Consider the following 20,709-nt stretch of genomic DNA (forward strand, 5'->3'; position numbering starts at 1 on the left):
GGCGCCGTGACCCCACCCACCAGCCGCCGGGGCGGCGACGGTCGGCTCACCGCAGCGCTCGATCCGCACGACCAGGGTCCGCAGGACGCCTGTGGTGTCTTCGGGGTCTGGGCGCCCGGTGAGGAAGTCTCCAAGCTCTGCTACTTCGGGCTCTACGCGCTGCAGCACCGCGGCCAGGAGTCCGCGGGCATCGCCGTCAGCAACGGTCGCCAGATCCTGGTCTACAAGGACATGGGGCTGGTCTCGCAGGTCTTCGACGACTCGACCCTGGACTCCCTCAAGGGCCACCTCGCGATCGGGCACTCGCGCTACTCCACCACCGGCGCCAGCACCTGGCACAACGCGCAGCCGACGTTCCGCCCGACCGAGGACGGCTCGATCGCGCTGGGCCACAACGGCAACCTGATCAACACCGCCGAGCTCCGCGACATGGTGGCCGCGCTCCCGGGCCTGCCCGGCGAGCTCGACCTGCACGGTCGGGCGCTCGAGCAGTCGACCAGCGACACCGACCTGGTCACCGCGCTGCTCGCCCAGCACCCCGACACCTCGCTCGAGCAGCGCGCACTGGAGGTGCTGCCGCTGCTGCGGGGCGCCTTTTCGTTCGTCTGGATGAACGAGTCGACGCTGTACGCCGCCCGCGACGCCCAGGGGATCCGGCCGCTGGTCCTGGGCAGGCTCGACCGCGGCTGGGTCGTCGCCAGCGAGGACGCCGCACTGGCCACGATCGGCGCCAGCCGGGTCCGCGAGATCGAGCCCGGCGAGATGCTGGTGATCGACGAGAACGGCCTGCGCTCCCACCACTTCGCCGAGCCCGCCCCCAAGGGGTGCGTGTTCGAGTACGTCTACCTGGCGCGCCCCGACGCCACCATCAGCGGGCGCAGCGTCCATCAGGCGAGAGTCGAGATGGGCCGACAGCTGGCCCGCGAGTTCCCGGTCGAGGCCGACCTGGTGATGCCGGTGCCCGAGTCGGGCACGCCCGCGGCCGCGGGGTACGCCGAGGAGAGCGGCATCCCGTTCGGCCAGGGCTTCGTCAAGAACGCCTACGTCGGCCGGACCTTCATCCAGCCCAGCCAGACCCTGCGCCAGCTGGGCATCCGGCTCAAGCTCAACGCGCTGGAGCACATGGTCCGCGGCAAGCGGCTGGTCGTGGTCGACGACTCGATCGTGCGGGGCAACACCCAACGTGCCCAGATCCGGATGCTCCGCGAGGCCGGCGCGGCCGAGGTCCACGTCCGGATCAGCAGCCCACCCGTGAAGTGGCCGTGCTTCTACGGCATCGACTTCGCCACCCGTGCCGAGCTGATCGCCAACGGGCTCGACGTCGACGAGATCGCCTCGAGCGTCGGCGCCGACAGTTTGGGCTACATCTCGCTCGACGGCATGACCGAGGCCACCGGCCAGTCGCAGGACAACCTCTGCATGGCCTGTTTCACCGGCGCCTACCCGATCGAGCTCCCCGACGAGAGCCTGCTCGGCAAGCACCTCCTCGAAGCCACCTTGAGCTCGCCGCGCGCGGCGCGTGAGCTGCCGGTCCTCAACAACCCGTGACCCCCGCCCACGCCTGCCAGGAGCCCTCGTGACCCAGCCTCCCGAGTCCTCCGGGACCAACGCGTACGCCGCCTCGGGCGTCGACATCGAGGCCGCGGACACGGCCGTCGCCCTGATGCGGGGCTGGGTCGAGAAGACCTCGCGGCCCGAGGTGATCGGCAGCATCGGCGGCTTCGCCGGGCTGTACGACGCCAGCGCACTGACCCGCTACGCCGCGCCGATCCTGGCGACCTCCACCGACGGCGCCGGCACCAAGGTCGCGATCGCCCAGATGATGGACGTGCACGACACCATCGGCTTCGACCTCGTCGGCATGGTCGTCGACGACCTGGTCGTCTGCGGCGCCGAGCCCCTGTTCATGACCGACTACATCGCCTGCGGGCGGGTGGAGCCCGAGCGGATCGCCGCGATCGTCAAGGGCATCGCGGAGGCCTGCGTGGAGGCCGGCTGCGCGCTGCTGGGTGGCGAGACGGCCGAGCACCCGGGCCTGATGGAGCCCGACGCCTACGACCTGGCCGGGGCCGCCACCGGAGTGGTGGAGGCGAACGGGCTGCTCGGCCCCGGACGCGTCCGCCCCGGCGACGTCGTCGTCGCGATGTCCTCCAGCGGGCTCCACGCCAACGGCTACTCCCTGGTCCGCCACGTCCTGCTCGAGCGGGCCGGCTGGGCCCTGGACCGCGACGTACCCGAGCTCGGCCGCACCCTCGGCGAGGAGCTCCTCGAACCGACCCGGATCTACGCCAAGGCGTGCCTGGCCCTGGCCGCCGAGACCCAGACCCATGCGATGGCCCACATCACCGGCGGTGGTCTGGCCGCCAACCTGGCGCGGGTCGTGCCCGAGGAGCTCTCGGTGACCATCGCCCGGGCGACCTGGCAGCCCGCCCCGGTCTTCGACGTCGTACGGCGTGTCGGCGCGGTCTCGCAGGACGACCTGGAGTCGACGCTGAACTGCGGCGTCGGGATGGTCGCGCTGGTGCCGCCCGACGACGCGGACCGCGCGGTGGCAACCCTCGACCGGTGCGGGGTGCATGCCTGGGTGGCTGGCGAGGTGTCGACCGACGACGAGCGCGGCGGCACGGTCCGACTGGTGGGGCAGTACCCCGGCTGGTGACCCCATCCGTCCCATGCACCCGCCGAGTGGTGCCTGGGGACCCTTTGGTGGACCCGGGCGCAGGAAAACTGGTCCAAATCGGGATGGGGTGTGCGGGAACAGCCACCCATTGGGTAGCGTTGCCCCCACGACGACATGACCGATCAGACCGGTGCCACGGTGTCACTTCCCTGGCCCGGCCCAGAGTGCGAGGGGGTCGACCCTATGGGGCGCGGCCGAGCTAAAGCCAAGCAGACCAAGGTCGCCCGAGACCTGAAGTACCGCACTCACGATGCGGACTTCGGGGCCCTGGCGCGCGAGCTGCACGGCGACACCGACAGCGACGCGACCGACGAGGCGGTGGACGACCCCGCCGACGAGTGGTCGGACTACGCCGAACCGTCGCGCGACTGACCCATCACACCACGCGTCCCGACCTCGGGTGTCGGGGCGCGTTCACGCGCCTCGCGCCGTTTTCGGGACGAAGGCGATCCCCGGTGCCCCGGGGATCGCGTCGCTCACCAGCCGAAATTCCGGGTGAGAAGCGACGGGGTTGCCTGGGCGCTGTGGCGCGTGGGACAGGTGCGACGGGGTACGCCGTACCGGTCCCACGTCGCCGTCCCACGTCGCCGCCCCGCGACGCCCAGCCGAGCCACCGGCGCCGTGCGTCAGCGCGCGGGCAGCCAGACGCCGCGCAGCCGACCGACGTCGCGCATCCGGCGCTCGGCCAGCCGGTCGGCCGCCTCGGCAGGGGTGACCGAGTCGGTGCGGGCGAGTTCGAAGACGGCTCGGGTGGTCTCGAGGATCCCGGCCGCACGCTGCTGGGCGCGGTCGAAGCTGAAGCCCTCGAGCTCGTCGGCGACCTGGATCAACCCGCCGGAGTTCACGCAGTAGTCGGGCGCGTAGAGGATCTCGCGCTCGGCCAGCGCCTTCTCGATCCCGGGGTGCGAGAGCTGGTTGTTGGCGGCACCGCAGACCACCCGCGCCCGCAGCACCTCGACGACGTCGTCGGTGAGCGCGCCGCCCATCGCGCACGGCGAGTAGATGTCGAGCTCGGCCCGGACCAGGTCGTCGGTCGAGCCGACGGCCGTGGCGCCGTGCTCCGCCACGACGGCGTCGACCGCGGGCTGGTGGACGTCGGTGACCACGACCCGGGCACCGTCGTCGACGAGGTACTTCACGAGGTGGCGGCCCACCTTGCCCACCCCCGCGATGCCGACGGTGCGACCGCTCAGGCTGGTCGTGCCCCAGACCGCCTCGGCGCTGGCTCGCATGCCCTGGAAGACGCCGTACGCCGTGAGGACCGACGAGTCGCCCGCCCCGCCGTGGGCGACGGTCCGGCCGGTGACGAACGAGCACTCGCGGGCCACGACGTCCATGTCCTCGGAGTAGGTCCCGACATCGCAGGCGGTCAGGTAGCGGCCGCCCAGCGACTGCACGAAGCGGCCGTAGGCGCGCAGCAGCGCCTCGGTTTTCGCGGTGGCCGGATCACCGATGATCACGGCCTTGCCGCCGCCGAGGTCGAGGCCGGCGAGGGCGGCCTTGTAGGTCATCCCGCGGGAGAGGTTGAGCACGTCACGGACCGCGTCCGCGGTGCTGGCGTAGGGGTAGAAGCGGGTGCCGCCCAACGACGGGCCGAGGGCCGTCGAGTGGATCGCGACGATCGCCCGCAGCCCGGTGGCGTGGTCGTTGCAGAACACGACCTGCTCGTGCTCGGCGCCGAGCTCGAAGACGTCGACTCCGTCGACGGAGCTGGGGACCGGTGCCGGTACGGCGGGATCGGCAGACATGAGGGTGCCTACTTTCGCATCGCGCCACGCGGGTGGGTGGCGAACCGTGGTGGGCCACGAGGGGTGGTGTGACCCACCTCGCACGATAGTGCGGGCCGGGGCCGCCCGCGGAATCGGCCCCGCCGACCGGTCCCGGCTCAGTGCAGCTGCCGGGTGACCACCAGCGCGACACCGAAGAACACCAGGAACGCCACCACGCAGACCAGGGCGAGCAGCCCCCGTGAGCCCCCCGGCCGGGCGGCGGCCGGCTCGGGCGTGGGGGTGGCCCGGCTCCCGGGGTCGGGTGGGCTGACCAGCAGGGTGCGCCCGGAGCCGGGGGTGACGGCCTGCATCGCGTTGACGTACGCCCGGACCGTCGGCCACCGGTCCTCGCGGTCGGGGGCCAGCCCGCGGAGCACGACGTCGTCGACCGTGGCCGGCAGACCCGCGAGCTCAGAGGGGGCGGGCGGCTGCCGGAGGTGAGCGAGGTCCGTGATCGAGCCCTCGTGGGCATGCCGGCCGGTCAGCATCTGGTAGGTGACCGCCGCCAGCGCGTAGACGTCTGCCCGTTCGTCGACGCCGCCCCCGGTGGCCTGCTCGGGAGCCATGTACGCGGGGGTCCCGACCACGTGCGTCAGCCCGCTGGCGTGCAGCATCGCCTTCGCCACCCCGAGGTCGGCGACCATCAGGCGCTGGCCCTCGCCGTCGGTGCGCAGCAGCAGGTTGGCCGGCTTGAGGTCGCGATGGATCGAGCCCTGGGCGTGCAGCACCGCGAGGCCGGCGCCCGCCTGCGAGACCAGGTCGAGCGTGCGGTCGAGCGAGAGGGACGTCTCACGCTCGAGCAGGTTGGCCACGGTGCCCTGGTCGGCGTACGTCATCACGAAGTACGGCGTGCCCTCGACCTCGCCCACGTCGTACACCCGGACGACGTAGTCGGAGTCCGCCCGACGCAGGATCCGAGCCTCCTGGAGGAAGCGGTCGCGGATGTCGAGCCGCTGGGCCCAGTTGTCGGCCAGCGCCTTCACGGCGACGTCGGACTGGAGCTCGTCGTCGTGGTAGAGCCACACCGACGCGAAGCCACCGACCCCGAGACGGTCGACCTGCCGCAGACGGCCGAGCCGTACGGGGAGGGACACGGTCGGTATTGTGCCGGACCAGCGAGACGACTCGGAGGCGCACACGGTGGAGCAGATGGACGAACCGGTCGACGTCGAGGCCCTGGCGGTGCAGGCCGCGGCCGGTGACGCCGCGGCTCTGGACGTGCTCCTGGTCGAGATCCAGCCGCGCGTACGCCGGATCTGCGGGCGGATGCTGCTCTATCCGGAGGACGCCGAGGAGGCGGCCCAGGACGCGTTGCTCCTGGTCGCCACCCGTATCCACACCTTCGCCGGCCGCAGCCGCTTCACCACCTGGCTGCACGCGGTCGCCGCCAACAGCGCCCGGTCGACCTACCGCACCCTGAAGCGGCGAGCCGGGGAGCTGCCCACCGACGACCTGCCGATCGCGGCCGACCCCCGGACCACCAGCGTGATCGCCGGCAGCCGCCTGGACTTCCTGGAGGCGCTGGAGGTCCTCAACGTCGACCATCCGGCGCTGGTCGAGCCGCTGCTCCTGCGTGACGTCCAGGAGCTCGAGTACTCCGACATCGCCGACCTGCTCGGCATCCCGCTCGGGACGGTCAAGTCGCGGATCCACTCGGCCCGGCAGATCGTGCAGCCTCTGCTCGCGGTGCGCTGAGCCCGTCGCGAGCCCGCATCAGCACCACGTCGCCGTGGCTGCCGTAGCCGACCAGCCGACCGCCCTCGGGGCGGCCGTTGAAGGCCACCATCAGCCAGCCGTCCCCCTCCCGGGCGAGCGTGGGCCACGGCAGGTTCGTGGGGTACGGCGCGTCGAGGGCGCCGATCTCGCGCAGTGACCGGTCGAAGACCGGGAACCGCTCACGCCGACCTCGGCGCCCGTCCCGCCCGTCACTGGCCAGCACCACCCAGCTCCCGTCCAGCTCGAGCAGGGTCGTGCCCTCGGTGGCCCGGCGGTCGGTGGCCGCGGCGACGACCCGCAGGTCGTCGAGGCTGTCGCCGTGCGCGAGGACCGGGTGGAAGTCGAAGAACTTCCGGGCGCTGACGAAGCCGACCAGCCACCGGTCGTCGGTGCGGACCAGGTGCGGGTCCCACGTGCCCACCGACCGGAAGCCCTCGGTCGGCAGCCGCAGCGGCCGGGTGTCGAGGACGTGCCGACCGGAGAGGAGGTCGTCGGTGGACTCGGCCACGGTGACCCCGACGCTCGCCGTACGACGTGACCCCGCGAAGTCGCCCCAGGTGCTGGTTGCGACCAGCCAGCCGTCGCCGTCGCGGACCAGATGGGTGGCGTTGTCGCCGTAGGCGCCGGAGCGGTCGTGCCGTCGGAAGAACAGGTCGCTGCGGTGGGTCAGCGTCAGCTCGACCGGGTCGAGGGCCCAGACCCCGGTGTGCGCCGCGTCGAAGAAGCCGGGCCCGGCGTGCGTCGCGGTGAGCAGCAGGTCCCGCCCGTCGCGGTACGGCGTCCCGTCGGCGTGGCTGACCAGTCGCAGGTCGCGGAGTCCGAGCTGCCCGAACGCCCCCGCGACCACCTGGTCGCACCCGCCCTCCACGTGTCCGACGAGGGCGTCGAGGAAGCCCGGGTCGCGGCTGTCGACCCGGTCGACGAGGTCGTAGCGGGCCCTGGCCCGCCAGCGACCCCGCTCCCGGCCGAAGGCGGTGACGTGGGTGCCGGTCAGGGTCAGTCCGAGCTCGGTGACCGGCGCCTCGGCCCGGCCCGAGCGGCGGCTGCGGTGGTCGGTGCTGCGCCCGGTGGCATCGGTGACGGCGAGGGCGAAGCCGCCGTCGTCGTACCCCAGCTCGATCCGGACGCGTCCGGAGACCAGGGCCAGGCGTGCCCGCGTGCCCGCGACGGTCGCCGTGATCGCGGCGTACGGCGCGGGTTGGGGCAGTGCGAACGCGTCGCTCGTCCGCTCCGTGCGGGTCGCCGGCGAGACCAGGTCGACGGGCCTGCGGCGCGCCACGATCTCGAACGGCGGGAGCATCGCGCCAGTCTGTCAGCGCAGATGACCGACGTAGTGCGAGGCCGTCCGCAGGTCACGCATCCGGCTCTCCCAGGTGACCCCGACCAGCGTGAGCAGGGCGCCCGACAACCCGATCAGCAGCCACGGCGGGACGGTGGCTGCGTAGGGGGCGAGCTCCCGCAGGACCAGCAGGGTGCCGACCACCGCGCCGACGACCAGGGGGGCACCGAGACGGAGCCGGACGCCGGCCAGCGCCAGTGCGAGACATGCCACGCCGAGCAGCAGCGCCCGGAGCGACACCGGCTCGTCCAGGGTCTGGAGCAGGGACGGCACCGTGGCGAGCGCCAGGCCGGGGGCCAGCGTGGTCAGCGTCGCCGACCTGTCGTCGCGGCGAAGACGCCAGGCGCCGACCACGCACAGCACCAGCGCCGAGGGCAGCGTGTAGGCCTCGGGGGCGTGGACTCCCAGCTGGGCCAGCCGCACCCAGGTCGCGGCCGCGAGCAGCAGGCCACCGGGCCAGGCGAGCTCGCGCCGCTGGGGGTTGACCAGCGACGACCCGGTGACCAGGACGCCGGCCACCGTGAGGTGCACCGCGAGCGCGAGCCGGTGGTCGGCCGCGTCGGAGATCGCGGTTGCGGACGCCACCGCCGCGACCAGGGCGGACGCCACCTCGAGCACCGGCACGGGCCGCCAGATCGCAAGCCCTCCGAGCACCAGCAGCACGGGGATCGCCCGGTCGTAGGCCGGGACGCCGGCCACGTTGCCCGCCGCCCAGACCAGGCCGGCGAACGCCGGTGCGAAGGCTCCCGAGGCGACGCGGCCGGTGACGTCGGGGCGACGCATCAGCAGCACGGCGGCAGCGGTGGCCGCGGCCAGGGCCAGCGTGGTGAGCCGGTCGCTCGGCAGGGCTCCGGCTCCGGCCAGCAGGACCAGCACGCCGCCGGCGATGCGCGCGAGGTCGGCGGAGGTGCCGGAGAGTCGCTCCCCGAAGCCGATCGCTGCCGCACCGGCGAGAGCCAGCAGGCCGACGACCACGGCCAGGGGGACGTCGTACAGCGCGACGGTGGCGATGCCGCCCGCGAGCAGGGCGCCGCCGGCCGCGGCGAGCCACGTCGTACCGCTGAGCGGGCGGACCAGGCCGACCAGGGCGCAAGCGGCGGCCGTGATCACGACGACCCCCGGCACCAGCAGCCAGGCACCCACCCACGGCGTCGACGGGGCCACGTGGATCCAGAACGACGCGGAGAAAGGCTCGCCGACCTCGAGAACGGCCCGGCCGGAGTCGGCGACCAGCGATGCGACGGCCACCACCGGCAGCACCAGGGTGCCGACGAGGGGGAGGGCGGCCCAGGCCCGGAACCGTTCGGGGGCGGCGACCACGACCGCGACCCAGGCCGCGGCGACCGTCAGGAGGGCGAGGGTCGCGGCGCTCGGCGAGTTGTCGAGGGCGGCGAACACGACGACGTAGCTGCCGAGGAGGCCGGCGACGGCACCGCCGATCGAGGTCGCCGACCGGCCGAGCCTCACGACGGGGCCGGCCGCCGCCGCGACCGCCGTGGCGACGATCAGGGGCCAGATCTCGGCCGAACCCCAGAGGCCGGCGACGGTCTGGTGCTCGGTCGCCAGGGCGAGCCCGGACACGACGGAGGGCAGCCAGGCGAGGGCTGCCGTCCCGAGCGACGCCCACCGGAGCGGGGCGCTCGGCACCAGTGCGCCGACGCGGCCCACTGCCAGCAGCACGACGACGGTCGCGAGCAACGGACCGGGGGTGTCGATGCCCCACTGGGCACCGAACCCGGCGGCGAGGACGGCCACGGGGACGACCAGCGCAGGCGCGACGAGGGGGCGTGGGGCCGACGCCAGGACCAGTGCCAGCCCCCCGAGGGCCACGGTCGAGCCGGCCAGCAGCACCACGTGGGCGTCGGTGACGGCTCCGAGCCAGCCCGCGTGCCGGACCCCGACGACGTCGAGCGCCAGGAGCCCGAGCCCGACCACCGACAGCGCCTCGGCGGCGATCCGCAGCCCGCGACGGAGCAGCACCATGGTCAGCCCGAACGCCGTGCCGGTGAGCGCGACGAGCACCAGCGTCCGTCCGCCGACGCCGAGCCAGCTCCAGGCCACGGCGAGGAAGGTGACGGCCGCGACCAGCAGGCACAGGGCGCCGAGACCGAGCAGGATCTGCGGCACGGTGGCTGCGCGCAGACGGGGCGCGTCGAGGTCCTGCGGCGCGCGCGGGGCGGGGTACGGCGCGACGCCGGCGAGCGGGGACTCGCCTCGAGCGGCGGTCGCTCCGGCCGTCACGGGGGTCCGCACCCGGTGCAGCCGGAGCTGACCGAGCAGGCGGTCGGCCTGCTGGAGCGTGGAGTAGAGCTCGGAGGCGGTGGCGCCGGTCAGCGGCAGCGCACACACCTCACAGACCTGCGGGTCCTGGGGCAGCAGTCCGCCGCAGTCGGGGCAGCGGGTCGGGTCGGCGTACGTCCTCATGAGCGAAGTACCTCACGCCAGGGGCTGGTCGGAGCAGGGCCGGAGGGCTCAACCGCCCTGAGCAGGAGTACTCAGTTGAGAGCCATCCGGGGCTCGCCGTTGACGAGTCCGGTCCCCGACGTCGTGCAGGTGCCGCTGCGGGGGGCTCCGGCGTTCCAGGCCTGCCGCAGGCAGCTGCGCACCGCCAGCTCGCCCCAGTAGTTGGGGTGCAGCGACTCCTGGATGTAGTAGTCGGAGGTCGCCGTCGAGGCGGTGCGGATCTGGTCGATCCACTCACTCTTGTCGACGGCACCGGGCGCCCGCCAGCTGCTGTAGTTGGCCTCGACCAGGTTGTCGGTGTTCTCGCAGAGCCGGTGCCCGTTGAAGGCGCCGGCCAGGTTGAGGGTCCGCACGTTGGTCAGGCCGGAGTCGGTGGCTGCCCCGAAGACGGTGTTGTCGATGGTCGGCAGCGCGGTGTTGTTGGCCCAGGTCGCGTCGTTGTTCCAGAAGCCGCAGCCGCCGGTGTTCTGCCGGGTGTAGCCCGACTCGGAGTAACGGAAGGCCGAGCCGTTGGGGATCGGCGACTCGTAGTTCTGCACCATCAGGGTCCACGCGTTGTCGGCGTACCCCGCGTTGCGCATCGCGGTCCGGACGTTCTGGTACGCCGTGGAGATGCGGGCGCGCACGGCCGCGACGTTGGCGGCGGTGAAGTTCGACGTGACCGAGCTGTCGTCGTTGCAGTAGTTCTTCCACCACGTGGGCGAGGTGAGGAAGTCGGTCACGCAGGACTGCACGATCGAGGCGAAGTTGAAGTCGTTGCCGCCGATCGAGACGGCGACCATCTTGACGTTGTGGGTGGCCGCGAAGCCCTGCAGCATCAGCGCCTGGCCCTGGTTGCCCCCGCTGTTGTAGAAGTCGAGACCCGGCTTGAAGTTGCCGCTGCTGTCGGTGAACGTCGACGTCTTCGCCCCGGAGCAGGCCAGGTTGAGGCTGTTGACGCCACCACCGATGAAGACCTCGGCGGCCTTGCTGCGGTGGCAGCGGGTGATCTGCTCGCCGGTGTTGGTCGCGTTGTCGTAGTACGCCGTCGGGCCGAGCGCGTCGACGTACGACTCCGACGCGTTGGAGTTGCCCGCCCACCGCCCGGCCTCGCCGGAGATGTAGGAGTCGCCGACGGACACCACCCACGGGGTCCCCACGCCGGGCCCGTCGGCATGCGCGGGCGCCCCGACCGTGAGCACCGACAGGCCGGCGGTGAGCAGTCCGAGGACGCCGAGGGCGAGGACGCGAGGACGGGAGGTACGCACAGGAGACTCCAGGAGGCGCGGTGTGACGTGGACCACGACGGGGTGGTGAGCGCACAGTAGCGACGGCGGACCCGCGGCGTAAGGCTCAGGTTCGTGCAGCGCAGAATCCTGCAGCCCGACTCGACGGGCGTCGTACGACGAGATGGTGGCCAGGGGCGGGGTCGAACCGCCGACCTTCCGATTTTCAGTCGGACGCTCGTACCAACTGAGCTACCTGGCCGGGTGCACCCCGCTGGGCGAAGCGCGTGCAAACAGTACCGGAGCCGGTGCCGGGTCCCGAAACCCGGGCGGCGAGCCAATCACAGCGCCCCGGAGTCGGTTGCGGGAAGCGCGTCGCCGTATGCTGACCGTCGCTCGGTCCGCACAGGCCCCCATCGTCTAGCGGCCTAGGACGTCGCCCTTTCACGGCGGTAGCACGGGTTCGAATCCCGTTGGGGGTACGACTCCGCTCGGCCGACGCCGTCAGCGGGACCCGCGGATCCGGGCGGCCTCCTGCGCCTCGTCGTGGGTGATCCGATCCAGTGCGAAGCCGGCGTGGACGACGAGCCAGTCGGCGACGGCGACGGGTTCGCCGAGGGCCATCAGCGACACCGTGCCGCGGCGTCCGTCGGACCTGGTGACCTCGGCGGTGGCACCGGCGACCGCGACCACCTCGACCAGCTCACCCAGGCACATGGCCGGCCAGCTCTCTCCCGACGAGCTCGTCCGCCGCGGCGACGGCGGCGGCCACGGGTGGCGAGAGCGTCGTACCGATCTCCAGGCACCCGGCCTCGACCCCCACGACGACCACCGTGGCCGGCAGCCGGTGCAGCGCCCGGCCGAGCTCCACGGTGGCGGCGAGCCCGAAGGCGTGCGTCCCGGCCCGGCCGGTCTCGGCCCAGGTCCCTGACGGCAGGGGTGGTGCGTCCGCTCCGAGCTCGAGGCGATGCAGCGTCCCCGCGGGGGCACCCGTGACCACGGCGTCGATCACGACCACGTGGTCGTGGCCCTCCCACAGGTCGAGGAGTGCGGTGGGGTCCTCCTGCGTGCACACCAGGAGCCCGGTGGCGGCGTCCGGGCGGGTGGCTACTGAGCGGGCGACGGCCGGCCCCACGCCGTCGTCGCCCCGGTCGCTGCGGCCCAGCCCGACCACGAGTGTCGCCCCGGTCACGACCGGCTCACGCTGAGGTCGAGGAAGTGGGTGGCGCAGGAGATGCAGGGGTCGTAGTTGCGGATCGCGTGCTCGCAGCGATGCTGGAGCGCGTGGTCGTCGAGGTCGGTCCAGGTCTCCACGAGCGCGCGCAGGTCGGCCTCGATGCCGGCCTGGTTCTGCGAGGTCGGGGGCACGATCTGGGCGTCCAGGATGGTGCCGTCCTCGTCCAGGACGTAGCGGTGGAAGAGGATGCCGCGCGGTGCCTCGCTGGCGCCGTACCCCTCGCCGGCGCGCGGTGGGACCGGCACGCTCGGTGCCGCCCCGTCGCTCCAGCCGTCGATGATTCGCAGCGACTCCGTGACCGCCTCGACCAGCTCGACCGCCCGGACGACGATCGATCGGAACGGGTTGCGGCACACCGGTCCGAGCCCCGCCTCCTGCGCCGCCTCCCGTGCGAGAGCTCCCAGCCGGTCGTGGTTCAGCGTGTAGCGCGCCAGCGGTCCCACGACGTAGGGCCCGCGCGCTCCGCCGTCCAGACGGGCGTGGAGCGCGTGCGAGTGAGGCACCTGGAACTCGTCGATGTGGTCGGGGAAGTCCCGCACCTCGAACCCGTGATCCCCGGACGTGACGACGCGGCCTTCCTCGATGGGGTAGCCGGACTCCGGCCGGAGGGCGACGTACTCGTAGGGCTGTTCCATGTCGGGGAAGTCGAAGCCGGAGACCAGCCGCACCGTGGCCACGGCGTCCTCGAGGGCCTGCTCCAGGACCGGCCTCAGGGCACGCAGCTCGGTGACCCTGGGCATCCGGTGGAAGCCCCCCACGCGGACGTTGATCGGGTGGATCGACCGGCCGCCGACGACGGACATCAGCTGGTTGCCGGCCTTCTTCAGCCGCAGCGCGGTCTCCACGACGGACGGATGGTCGGCGGCCAGGTCGATCGCTCCGTCGTACCCGAGGAAGTCGGGCGCGTGCAGGAGGTAGACATGCAGGGCGTGGCTCTCGATCCACTCGCCGCAGTAGAGGAGCCGGCGCAGCAGACGGACCGCCGCCGGCACGCTGACGCCACAGGCGTCCTCGATCGCCCAGCAGGCGCTCGTCTGGTAGGCCACCGGGCAGATGCCGCAGATGCGGGCGGTGATGTCGGGCGGCTCGGTCCAGGCGCGCCCGCGCAGGAAGGCCTCGTAGAACCGCGGCGGCTCGTAGATGCGCAGCTGGACGTCGGTGACCCGGCCGCCGCGCATCTCGATGTGCATGGCGCCCTCGCCCTCGACCCGGGCCAGGCTGCCGACGTGCATCACGTGGCCGCCGTCGGTGAGCTTGTGGTTCATCGGGCCACCTCCTCGGCATCACGGCTCGCACTCGTCTCGGCGCGGGCCTGCTCACCGGCGCGCAGGAAGACCTCCGACGCGGCGTTGAAGGTCCGGAAGACGCGCAGCACCTGGCCCTCGTCCATGCCGTGCGCGCGCAGGCGCGTGATCAGGGACGTCGCGTTCGGGGTGTCCTGCGGGCCGAAGCACCCGTAGCAGCCCCGGTCGAACGCCGGGCACAGGGCACCGCACCCGGCCTGGGTCACCGGGCCCAGGCACGGCGTGCCGTGCGCGACGGTGACGCAGACGCTGCCGCGCCGCTTGCACTCGACACAGACGCTGTGGCGCGAGATCCTCGGCGGCCGTCCCTGGAGCTCGGCGGCCAGCACCTCGAGCAGCTGGTCCCGGTCGATCGGGCAGCCGCGCAGCTCGAAGTCCACCGCGACGTGGGCGGCGATCGGCGTCGAGCGGTCGAGGGTCTCGACGTACTCCGGGTGGGCATAGACCACGGAGCGGAACTCCTCCACGTCGGCGAAGTTGCGCAGCGCCTGGATGCCGCCGCTGGTGGCGCAGGCGCCGATCGTGATCAGGCGGCGCGAGGCCGCCCGGATGTCTTGGATCCGCTCGAGGTCGGCCGGTGTGGTGATCGAGCCCTCCACCAGCGAGAGGTCGTAGGGGCCGTCCACGACCGCGCGGGTCGCCTCGGGGAAGTACGCGATCTCCACCTGGCCGGCCAGCGGGATCAGCTCGTCCTCGCAGTTGAGCAGCGTGAGCTGGCACCCGTCGCACGAGGCGAACTTCCAGACGGCGAGCTTCGGTCGGGCCATGGCTACAGCTCCGTCCTGGTCAGGAGTGGCTCGAGCAGGTCGTAGCTCAGCACCGGCCCGTCGAGGCACAAGAAGAGCTCGCGCAGCTGGCAGTGGCCGCACAGACCGACGCCGCACTTCATGTTCCGCTCCATCGAGAGGCGCAGCCGCGCGGGGGCGACGCCGCGGTCGGCCAGCGCCTGCGCGGCGTACCGCATCATCACCTCGGGGCCGCACACCAGCGCGAGGGTCCGGGCCGGATCGAACCCACCGCGGGCCACCAGCTGGGTGACGAGTCCGACGTGGCCGCGCCAGCCGAGCGTGCCTGCGTCGACGGTCTCCTCGACCACGACGTCGTACTCCCGGGCCCAGGTGTGGAGGTCGTGCCCGAACAGGATGTCCTCCGGGGTGCGCGAGCCGTAGAGCAGGCGCACCTGGCCGTACGACGCGCGGTCGGCGCAGACCTCGAGGATCGCCGGCCGCAGCGGGGCCAGCCCGATCCCTCCGGCCAGGAACACGACGTCACCGCCGCGCCCGTCCGCCACCTCCCAGCCGTGGCCGAAGGGCCCGCGGATCCCGAGGGTCGTGCCCGGCGCCGCCTGCGCCAGCCTGCGAGTGACCCCACCGACGTTGCGGACCGTGTGCTGGAGCACCTCGGGATGCGCCGGGTCACCGCTGATGGAGATCGGCACCTCGCCGGTGCCGAAGGCCGACAGCATCGTGAACTGTCCCGGCGCGAAGGCCAAGGGCTCGTCGTCGGCGGCCACCAGGTCCAGGGTCACCGTGTCCCGGGTGTCGCGCCGGTTGTCGGCGACCACGAACGGGCGCGGCACCATCACGGCCTCGCAGTCGGCCGGGCCGCGGTCGGTCCGCACCGCGCCGGCGCTCACGACGGGGCGCCGTACAGGTCGAGGAGCTGCGCGCGCGGAGTGCAGGCTTGCCGACATCACCCGGACCACCCGCTGGAGCAGCGCGTACCCGAGCTCCGGGTCGTCGTTGCACTTGCCGCGCAGGCAGGCGCCGTCGAAGGTGATCAGGCTGGTCGCGTCGACGGCGCGGGCGTCGAAGGTCCAGCGGTACGGCGCGACCAGCCACGACCACCCGACGACGTCTCCCTCGTGGACGGTCTGGGTGACGACCGGCCCGGTCGGGGAGGGCGTCTCGATCGCGACCCGGCCACGCCGGATCACGTAGAAGGTGTCCGCGGGGCCGCCTTCGCGGAACAGGTAGCTGCCCGGGGACAGGTGGGCGTTCGACGCGCAGCCGGTGACCAGGTCGACGTACCGCTCGTCGAGACCCGCGAAGAACGGGTGCTCGGGCAGGAACTGCGCGATGCTCCTCATGACTGTCCCTCCGATCGATCCGTGCGCTCGGCCTCCGAGCGCACGGCGGCGACCTCCTCGGTGATGTCGATCGCCGCCGGGCACCAGGTGACGCACCGGCCGCAGCCCACGCAGCCGGACATCCCGAACTGGTCGACCCAGGCGCCCAGCTTGTGCGTGGCCCACTGGCGGTAGCGCGAGGAGGTCGAGGCCCGCACGGTCCCACCGTGGATCCACGAGTAACCGGCGTCGAAGCAGGAGTCCCAGACGCGGGTGCGCCCGACGAGGCTGCCGGTGAGGTCGGTGACGTCCTCGACATCGGTGCAGAAGCACGTGGGACAGACCGCGGTGCAGTTGCCGCAGGCCAGGCATCGGCCGGCGACGTCGTCCCAGACCGCGCTGTCCGCAGCGGCGTACAGGAGCTCGGTCAAACCCTCCGTGTCGAGGTGGCGGCCCATCCTCCCGGCCGCCTGCTCCGCCACCCGGTCACCGGCCAGCACGTCGTCCTCGGGGGCCGGCGGTGCGCCGATCAGGTCGAGGAGCTCGGCTCCGCGCTCCCCGCCCACCTCCACCACGAACCGGTGCGGGCCGTCGTCCAACAGCTCGGTCAGCGCGAGGTCGTAGGGCGCTCCCCGCCCCGACGTCGGCCGTGGACCGGTCCCCATCGACGCGCAGAAGCACGTCCCGGAGGGGTCGGAGCAGGTGACGGCGACCACGAAGGCCGCCGCCCGCCGGGTGGCGTAGGCCACGTCGCCGTGCACCCGCCCGGTCAGGACGACGTCGTGGATCCCGATCGCGGACAGGTCGCAGGACCGGACACCGAGCAGGGCGTACGGCACGCCGCCGTCGGCGCCGGTGCCGGAGTCGATCGCGAAACCCGCCTCGGTCCGGTGCCCCCGCCAGAGGACCTCCTCGGCCGGGAAGAACACCGGCTTCGCCGACTGCGCCGCGGCCGCGAACCCGAAGAAGGAGTCGTCGTCGCGCTGCCGCAGCCGGTAGCTCCCGGCCTCCTGCACATCGCCCCAGCCCCGGGGCAGCTCGTCGACCCGGGTGATCGGTGCGTTCACGATCGCCCCCGACTGCACGGTCGGCCCGATCACGACGTACCCCTGCGCGAGCAGCCGGTCGACCAGGGCCTGGAGGCCGGCCACGTCGAGAACGCGGTCCGGGCGAGTCTCCGCCCCGGATCGTCCGGCCGTCGTACCGACGAGGTCCATCTTCGGAGTCTGGTCGTGCGACGGTCCCGGACCGTAGGGCATTCCGTCACTTCTCGGTGGCAGAACGGCCCGGTCGCCTGCGCGGAGCGGGCCGGCTGCTGCCCCGCGCGGCTCGGGGCTCTCGATTGTGAGAGGCTCGCCGCGATGGGTTAGAGTCGCACCGCTTCTCGAGCAGACCAGGCCCCGTAGCGCAGTTGGTTAGCGCGCCGCCCTGTCACGGCGGAGGCCGCGGGTTCGAGTCCCGTCGGGGTCGCTCCAGCACAGCCGGTCCGGACACTGTCCGGGCCGGCTGTCGTGTTGTCAGTCGGCGCTCGCCTCGGCCCGGCGTCGTACCGCCTCGAGCAGGCGCCGCATGCCGATCAGGTGACCTCGGCTGCCGATCACCAGCGCCCGGTAGGCGCCGCCCGCGACACCGGGGAACGTCGCGTCGGTCTCGGCCCGCAGGCGGGTCCCGCCGCGCCCGTCGGGCTCGAGGCGCACGACCATGGCGTACGTCGAGAACCGGTGCCGGCCCTCGAGGACGAGGCGCGAGCCGGGGACCGCGATCGTGACCCGGAACCCCGGCAGCGTGGAGCCCTGGGTGAGGGGTCGCGGCCCGGAGGCTCCGACAGGTCGGCACCCCACGAGCCGGGCGTACGCCGTCGCGGCCGGACGGGAGAACGCCCGGTCGAGGGTGGCGACGAGAGCCGCCCAGACCCGGTCGGGCGCAGCGGCGACGACAACCTCGTGCTCGTCGACGAACGGCAGGTCGGGGGACGTCATCGACGCTGCTCGTCGTGGCTGCACCGGGCTAGGGTCGCAGGATGGAGCTCGACCGCGCCGAGTTCGAGGCGCTGGTCGAGCAGGCCCTCGACGAGATCCCCGACGAGATCGCGCGCCAGGTGCACAACCTGGTGGTGCTGGTCGAGGACGACCCGCCCGTCGACGAGCCGGACCTGCTCGGCCTCTACGACGGGGTCGCCCTGACCGAGCGCGGCGCCGACCACGGCGGGCTGCCGGACCGGATCACGCTCTTCCGGCGACCGCTCCTGGCCATGTGCGCGTCCCGCGAGGAGCTCGTGCGCGAGGTGCGGATCACCGTCGTGCACGAGATCGCGCACCACTTCGGGATCGACGACGACCGCCTGCACGAGCTCGGCTACGGGTGAGTTCGCGAGAGGTCGGCAGTCTCGTGGCTCCACCTCAGCGGGGGATCACCGCGGGTCTGGCGCACGAACTCGCCGAACAGCCACGCCTGGAAGCGAATCTGCTCGTCGGTGCGGGCCAGGGTGAGCAGGCGTTCGTTGCGGCAGAAGGCATCCGCGAGGTCGAGCAGCTCGATCAGGCGCGCGAAGCGGGGCCCCGAGTCGGTGGGGGTGCTCACCCGCAGGTCGACGTGGTCGTGCCCGGTGGCCAGGCACTGGTGGAGGTCGGAGACGTCGAACTCGCCGCGGAAGTCGCCGGCTACGCTGTTGAAGAAGCGGGACAGGTCGCCGGCCACGGGGTAGGTGTCCTCGTGCGCGACGGCCAGCAGGCGTAGCTCACGACGCAGCTCCGCGCCCCGGATCAGGGCGTTGAGCATCAGCCGTACCGGCACCCGGTCGAGGCGGACCGACATCCGCTCGATGTCGGAGGCCGGGTCGTCCTCCTCGTCGTCCCAGCCGTTGAGCACCCCCGGGATGCCCTCCTCGCGGAAGCTCGTCGCGGGGACGAACCAGACCAGCTTCCCGTCGACCTCCCGCTCGGCACCCCAGGCCTCGCTCGCCCGGGCGACGATGGACAGGCCGCGGCCGTACGTCGTGAGGTCGGCCGACTCCGGGTCCGGCTCGACCTCGGGCAGAGCCGGCGGCTCGGTCGACTGGTCGCGAACCTCCACCCGGGGATGGTCGACGGTGCCCCGCAGCCGCACGGTCATCGGAGGGCGACCGTGCAGGATCGCGTTGGTGACGACCTCGGAGAGTGCGAGCTCGGCGTTGTCGCGGAGGTCGGGCCGGTCGATCTCCGCGCACACACCCACGACCCACCGCCGCGCCTGGACGGCGCCGCGGGGTCCCGGGGGGAGCGGCTCGGCTGGCCGGTTCAGCGGCACTGTCTCTCCACTCGGGATCGGGCGCGCCGACCGCGCCAGTCTCCGCTCGTGTACCCGCTCCAGGGCCAGTGAAACCTCAAATGCCTCACGAGTTCTCTCGCGCCACGCCCGGGCGAACCCGCGGACTGTCGATTGTGAGGGGGGAGTTCCACAGGAGCATGGTGGGTACATGGCAGATGTGGCAAGGGAGAACCGGCATCAGGTCGTCGTGATCGGGTCCGGTTTCGGGGGCCTCTTCGGGACCAAAGCCCTCAAGCGGGCCGACGTGGACGTCACGATGCTGGCCCAGACGAGCCACCACCTCTTCCAGCCGCTGCTCTACCAGGTGGCCACCGGGATCCTCAGCGAGGGCGAGATCGCCCCGTCGACCCGCGAGGTGCTGGCCGGCCAGCGCAACGCCCGGGTCCTCCTGGGGCGGGTGACCGCCATCGACCTGGCGGCCCGGACCGTGACGTCGCAGGTGCTCGGGCGCGAGACGGTGACGCCGTACGACTCCCTGATCGTGGCCGCCGGGGCGGGCCAGTCCTACTTCGGCAACGACCGGTTCGCCGAGTTCGCGCCCGGCATGAAGAGCATCGACGACGCGCTGGAGCTGCGGGGCCGGATCTTCGGGGCGTTCGAGATGGCAGAGCTCGGTGCCTCGCGGGGCGACGAGGTCGACCACCTGCTCACGTTCGTGGTGGTCGGGGCCGGCCCGACGGGCGTCGAGATGGCGGGCCAGATCGCCGAGCTGGCGCATCGCACACTGCAGCGCGACTTCCGGGCGATCAACACCAAGCACGCGCGGGTGGTGCTCGTCGACGCGGCCGGCCAGGTGCTGCCGCCCTTCGGGGCCAAGCTGGGCGCGAAGAGCAAGCTGGAGCTGGAGAAGCTGGGCGTCGAGGTGCTGCTCGGCGCCATGGTCACCGACGTGGACGAACGCGGCATCGAGGTGCAGTACAAGGACGGTCGCACCGAGCAGATCGCCGCGGTCACCAAGATCTGGGCCGCCGGGGTGCAGGCCTCGTCGCTGGGCGCGACGCTGTCGGAGCAGTCCGGAGCCCCGCTGGACCGGTCCGGGCGGATCGGCGTCAACCCCGACCTCACCCTGCCGGGCTATCCCGAGGTGTTCGTGGTCGGCGACATGATCGACCTCGACCACCTTCCCGGCGTCGCACAGGTCGCGATCCAGGGTGCGAAGTACGCCGCCAAGGAGATCTCCGGGCGGCTGTCGGGCAAGCCCCCGCAGAAGCCGTTCCGCTACTTCGACAAGGGCTCGATGGCCACGATCAGCCGTTTCCGCGCGGTGGCGATGATCGGTCGGCTGCGGCTGACCGGGTTCGTGGCCTGGCTGTTATGGCTGGGCGTCCACCTCGTCTACATCACCGGCTTCAAGAGCCGGGTGACCGCGTTGCTGCACTGGGCGGTCTCGTTCATCGGGCGCGGCCGCGCCGAGCGCACCTCGACCGAGCAGCAGATCTTCGGGCGGACCGCGCTCGGCCGCCTCGAGCACGGCGCAGCCGAGCTGGTCTCGAGCCCCGGTGAGTACGACGCTGCGCCGGCGTCGATCGCGGCGCAGCGGCGGGCGGACCTCGAGGAGCAGGCGCTCGCCGAGATCCGGCTCACCGACTCCGGCGAGCGTGGTCAGCCGGCACGCTGACCGG

General features: G+C 72.7%; 19 protein-coding genes and 3 tRNA genes. 8 read left to right on the forward strand and 14 right to left on the reverse strand.

Features of this window, described 5'->3' with window-relative positions; translation table 11 throughout:
• The first annotated feature begins 6 nt into the window (after positions 1–6).
• The 3 genes from purF to E3N83_RS16365 all read left to right on the forward strand — a co-directional run bounded on the left by purF (position 7) and on the right by E3N83_RS16365 (position 3,052).
• Positions 7–1,548, forward strand: a complete 1,542-nt coding sequence (gene purF / locus E3N83_RS16355; protein WP_151084221.1) for an amidophosphoribosyltransferase — start codon at positions 7–9, stop codon at positions 1,546–1,548.
• A 28-nt stretch (positions 1,549–1,576) separates the two neighbouring features.
• Positions 1,577–2,659: a phosphoribosylformylglycinamidine cyclo-ligase gene (purM, locus tag E3N83_RS16360; RefSeq protein WP_202879252.1), complete on the forward strand. Its 1,083-nt coding sequence runs from the start codon at positions 1,577–1,579 to the stop codon at positions 2,657–2,659.
• 135 nt (positions 2,660–2,794) lie between these two features.
• On the forward strand, positions 2,795–3,052 hold the full coding sequence (locus tag E3N83_RS16365) for a DUF3073 domain-containing protein (protein ID WP_420371831.1): 258 nt from the start codon (positions 2,795–2,797) through the stop codon (positions 3,050–3,052).
• A 254-nt stretch (positions 3,053–3,306) separates the two neighbouring features.
• Here E3N83_RS16365 and E3N83_RS16370 read toward each other — a convergent pair whose 3' ends face one another.
• Together E3N83_RS16370 and E3N83_RS16375 are read right to left on the reverse strand one after the other, a co-directional pair.
• On the reverse strand, positions 3,307–4,428 hold the full coding sequence (locus E3N83_RS16370) for a Glu/Leu/Phe/Val family dehydrogenase (protein ID WP_151084222.1): 1,122 nt from the start codon (positions 4,426–4,428) through the stop codon (positions 3,307–3,309).
• Positions 4,429–4,565: 137 nt separating this feature from the next.
• Complete coding sequence (locus E3N83_RS16375; protein WP_191907839.1) at positions 4,566–5,543, reverse strand: serine/threonine-protein kinase; 978 nt, start codon at positions 5,541–5,543, stop codon at positions 4,566–4,568.
• Positions 5,544–5,553: 10 nt separating this feature from the next.
• Here E3N83_RS16375 and E3N83_RS16380 point away from each other — a divergent pair, with 10 nt between their 5' ends.
• Complete coding sequence (locus E3N83_RS16380; protein ID WP_238342950.1) at positions 5,554–6,144, forward strand: RNA polymerase sigma factor; 591 nt, start codon at positions 5,554–5,556, stop codon at positions 6,142–6,144.
• Here the strand turns inward: E3N83_RS16380 and E3N83_RS16385 are convergent.
• The 4 genes from E3N83_RS16385 to E3N83_RS16400 form a co-directional block, all read right to left on the reverse strand.
• Complete coding sequence (locus E3N83_RS16385) at positions 6,086–7,465, reverse strand: hypothetical protein (protein ID WP_191907840.1); 1,380 nt, start codon at positions 7,463–7,465, stop codon at positions 6,086–6,088. The two genes, E3N83_RS16380 and E3N83_RS16385, sit on opposite strands and share 59 nt — an antisense overlap.
• Before the next feature lie 12 nt (positions 7,466–7,477).
• Positions 7,478–9,928 (reverse strand): SCO7613 C-terminal domain-containing membrane protein, encoded by a 2,451-nt coding sequence (locus E3N83_RS16390; RefSeq protein WP_151084224.1) that lies wholly within the window; start codon positions 9,926–9,928, stop codon positions 7,478–7,480.
• Between the two features lie 71 nt (positions 9,929–9,999).
• A complete protein-coding gene (locus E3N83_RS16395) occupies positions 10,000–11,214 on the reverse strand; it encodes an SGNH/GDSL hydrolase family protein (protein WP_202879253.1) in 1,215 nt (404 codons plus the stop codon).
• Between the two features lie 143 nt (positions 11,215–11,357).
• A tRNA-Phe gene (locus E3N83_RS16400) sits at positions 11,358–11,434 on the reverse strand.
• Between the two features lie 147 nt (positions 11,435–11,581).
• Here E3N83_RS16400 and E3N83_RS16405 point away from each other — a divergent pair.
• Positions 11,582–11,654: transfer RNA gene (locus E3N83_RS16405), tRNA-Glu, on the forward strand.
• 22 nt (positions 11,655–11,676) lie between these two features.
• Here E3N83_RS16405 and E3N83_RS16410 read toward each other — a convergent pair.
• From E3N83_RS16410 to E3N83_RS16435, 6 genes are read right to left on the reverse strand one after another with little or no spacing between them, the layout of a single operon-like run.
• Positions 11,677–11,889, reverse strand: a complete 213-nt coding sequence (locus E3N83_RS16410) for a HypC/HybG/HupF family hydrogenase formation chaperone (protein WP_151084225.1) — start codon at positions 11,887–11,889, stop codon at positions 11,677–11,679.
• Positions 11,876–12,364 carry a hydrogenase maturation protease gene (locus E3N83_RS19645; RefSeq protein ID WP_191907841.1) on the reverse strand — a complete coding sequence of 163 codons (489 nt, stop codon included), beginning with the start codon at positions 12,362–12,364 and terminating at the stop codon, positions 11,876–11,878. The genes E3N83_RS16410 and E3N83_RS19645 overlap by 14 nt, the downstream gene beginning before the upstream one ends.
• Entirely contained in the window at positions 12,361–13,674 is a 1,314-nt protein-coding gene (locus tag E3N83_RS16420) for a Ni/Fe hydrogenase subunit alpha (protein ID WP_151084227.1), read from the reverse strand. Before E3N83_RS16420 ends, E3N83_RS19645 begins: the two co-directional genes overlap by 4 nt.
• Positions 13,671–14,480 carry an NADH-quinone oxidoreductase subunit B family protein gene (locus E3N83_RS16425; RefSeq protein WP_151084228.1) on the reverse strand — a complete coding sequence of 270 codons (810 nt, stop codon included), beginning with the start codon at positions 14,478–14,480 and terminating at the stop codon, positions 13,671–13,673. Before E3N83_RS16425 ends, E3N83_RS16420 begins: the two co-directional genes overlap by 4 nt.
• Positions 14,481–14,482: 2 nt before the next feature.
• On the reverse strand, positions 14,483–15,802 hold the full coding sequence (locus tag E3N83_RS16430; RefSeq protein WP_151084229.1) for a cyclic nucleotide-binding domain-containing protein: 1,320 nt from the start codon (positions 15,800–15,802) through the stop codon (positions 14,483–14,485).
• Positions 15,799–16,998, reverse strand: a complete 1,200-nt coding sequence (locus E3N83_RS16435) for a 4Fe-4S dicluster domain-containing protein (protein WP_151084230.1) — start codon at positions 16,996–16,998, stop codon at positions 15,799–15,801. Before E3N83_RS16435 ends, E3N83_RS16430 begins: the two co-directional genes overlap by 4 nt.
• A 179-nt stretch (positions 16,999–17,177) precedes the next feature.
• On the opposite strand from E3N83_RS16435, the gene E3N83_RS16440 reads away from it, so the two are divergent.
• Positions 17,178–17,251: transfer RNA gene (locus tag E3N83_RS16440), tRNA-Asp, on the forward strand.
• Between the two features lie 47 nt (positions 17,252–17,298).
• Here the strand turns inward: E3N83_RS16440 and E3N83_RS16445 are convergent.
• Positions 17,299–17,760, reverse strand: coding sequence for an SRPBCC family protein (locus E3N83_RS16445; protein WP_151084231.1), 462 nt, complete (start codon positions 17,758–17,760; stop codon positions 17,299–17,301).
• Between the two features lie 41 nt (positions 17,761–17,801).
• Here E3N83_RS16445 and E3N83_RS16450 point away from each other — a divergent pair, with 41 nt between their 5' ends.
• Positions 17,802–18,146 carry a metallopeptidase family protein gene (locus E3N83_RS16450; RefSeq protein WP_151084232.1) on the forward strand — a complete coding sequence of 115 codons (345 nt, stop codon included), beginning with the start codon at positions 17,802–17,804 and terminating at the stop codon, positions 18,144–18,146.
• On the opposite strand, the gene E3N83_RS16455 is transcribed toward E3N83_RS16450, so the two are convergent.
• Positions 18,137–19,066 (reverse strand): ATP-binding protein, encoded by a 930-nt coding sequence (locus tag E3N83_RS16455; protein WP_420371832.1) that lies wholly within the window; start codon positions 19,064–19,066, stop codon positions 18,137–18,139. The genes E3N83_RS16450 and E3N83_RS16455 overlap by 10 nt on opposite strands.
• Before the next feature lie 169 nt (positions 19,067–19,235).
• On the opposite strand from E3N83_RS16455, the gene E3N83_RS16460 reads away from it, so the two are divergent.
• Positions 19,236–20,705 carry an NAD(P)/FAD-dependent oxidoreductase gene (locus E3N83_RS16460; protein WP_151084234.1) on the forward strand — a complete coding sequence of 490 codons (1,470 nt, stop codon included), beginning with the start codon at positions 19,236–19,238 and terminating at the stop codon, positions 20,703–20,705.
• Positions 20,706–20,709: the final 4 nt, after the last annotated feature.

The sequence above is a fragment of the Nocardioides cynanchi genome, from assembly GCF_008761635.1.
GTDB classification, from domain to species: Bacteria; Actinomycetota; Actinomycetes; order Propionibacteriales; family Nocardioidaceae; genus Nocardioides; species Nocardioides cynanchi.

What these genes read in the sequence shown, in the direction of transcription:
- E3N83_RS16365 (WP_420371831.1), top strand. Translation starts at nt 2,795, where the DNA reads ATGACCGATCAGACCGGTGCCACGGTGTCACTTCCCTGGCCCGGCCCA.
- E3N83_RS16370 (WP_151084222.1), bottom strand. Translation starts at nt 4,428, where the DNA reads ATGTCTGCCGATCCCGCCGTACCGGCACCGGTCCCCAGCTCCGTCGAC.
- E3N83_RS16385 (WP_191907840.1), bottom strand. Translation starts at nt 7,465, where the DNA reads ATGCTCCCGCCGTTCGAGATCGTGGCGCGCCGCAGGCCCGTCGACCTG.
- E3N83_RS16390 (WP_151084224.1), bottom strand. Translation starts at nt 9,928, where the DNA reads ATGAGGACGTACGCCGACCCGACCCGCTGCCCCGACTGCGGCGGACTG.
- E3N83_RS16410 (WP_151084225.1), bottom strand. Translation starts at nt 11,889, where the DNA reads ATGTGCCTGGGTGAGCTGGTCGAGGTGGTCGCGGTCGCCGGTGCCACC.
- E3N83_RS16420 (WP_151084227.1), bottom strand. Translation starts at nt 13,674, where the DNA reads ATGAACCACAAGCTCACCGACGGCGGCCACGTGATGCACGTCGGCAGC.
- E3N83_RS16425 (WP_151084228.1), bottom strand. Translation starts at nt 14,480, where the DNA reads ATGGCCCGACCGAAGCTCGCCGTCTGGAAGTTCGCCTCGTGCGACGGG.
- E3N83_RS16430 (WP_151084229.1), bottom strand. Translation starts at nt 15,802, where the DNA reads ATGAGGAGCATCGCGCAGTTCCTGCCCGAGCACCCGTTCTTCGCGGGT.
- E3N83_RS16435 (WP_151084230.1), bottom strand. Translation starts at nt 16,998, where the DNA reads ATGGACCTCGTCGGTACGACGGCCGGACGATCCGGGGCGGAGACTCGC.
- E3N83_RS16445 (WP_151084231.1), bottom strand. Translation starts at nt 17,760, where the DNA reads ATGACGTCCCCCGACCTGCCGTTCGTCGACGAGCACGAGGTTGTCGTC.
- E3N83_RS16450 (WP_151084232.1), top strand. Translation starts at nt 17,802, where the DNA reads ATGGAGCTCGACCGCGCCGAGTTCGAGGCGCTGGTCGAGCAGGCCCTC.
- E3N83_RS16460 (WP_151084234.1), top strand. Translation starts at nt 19,236, where the DNA reads ATGGCAGATGTGGCAAGGGAGAACCGGCATCAGGTCGTCGTGATCGGG.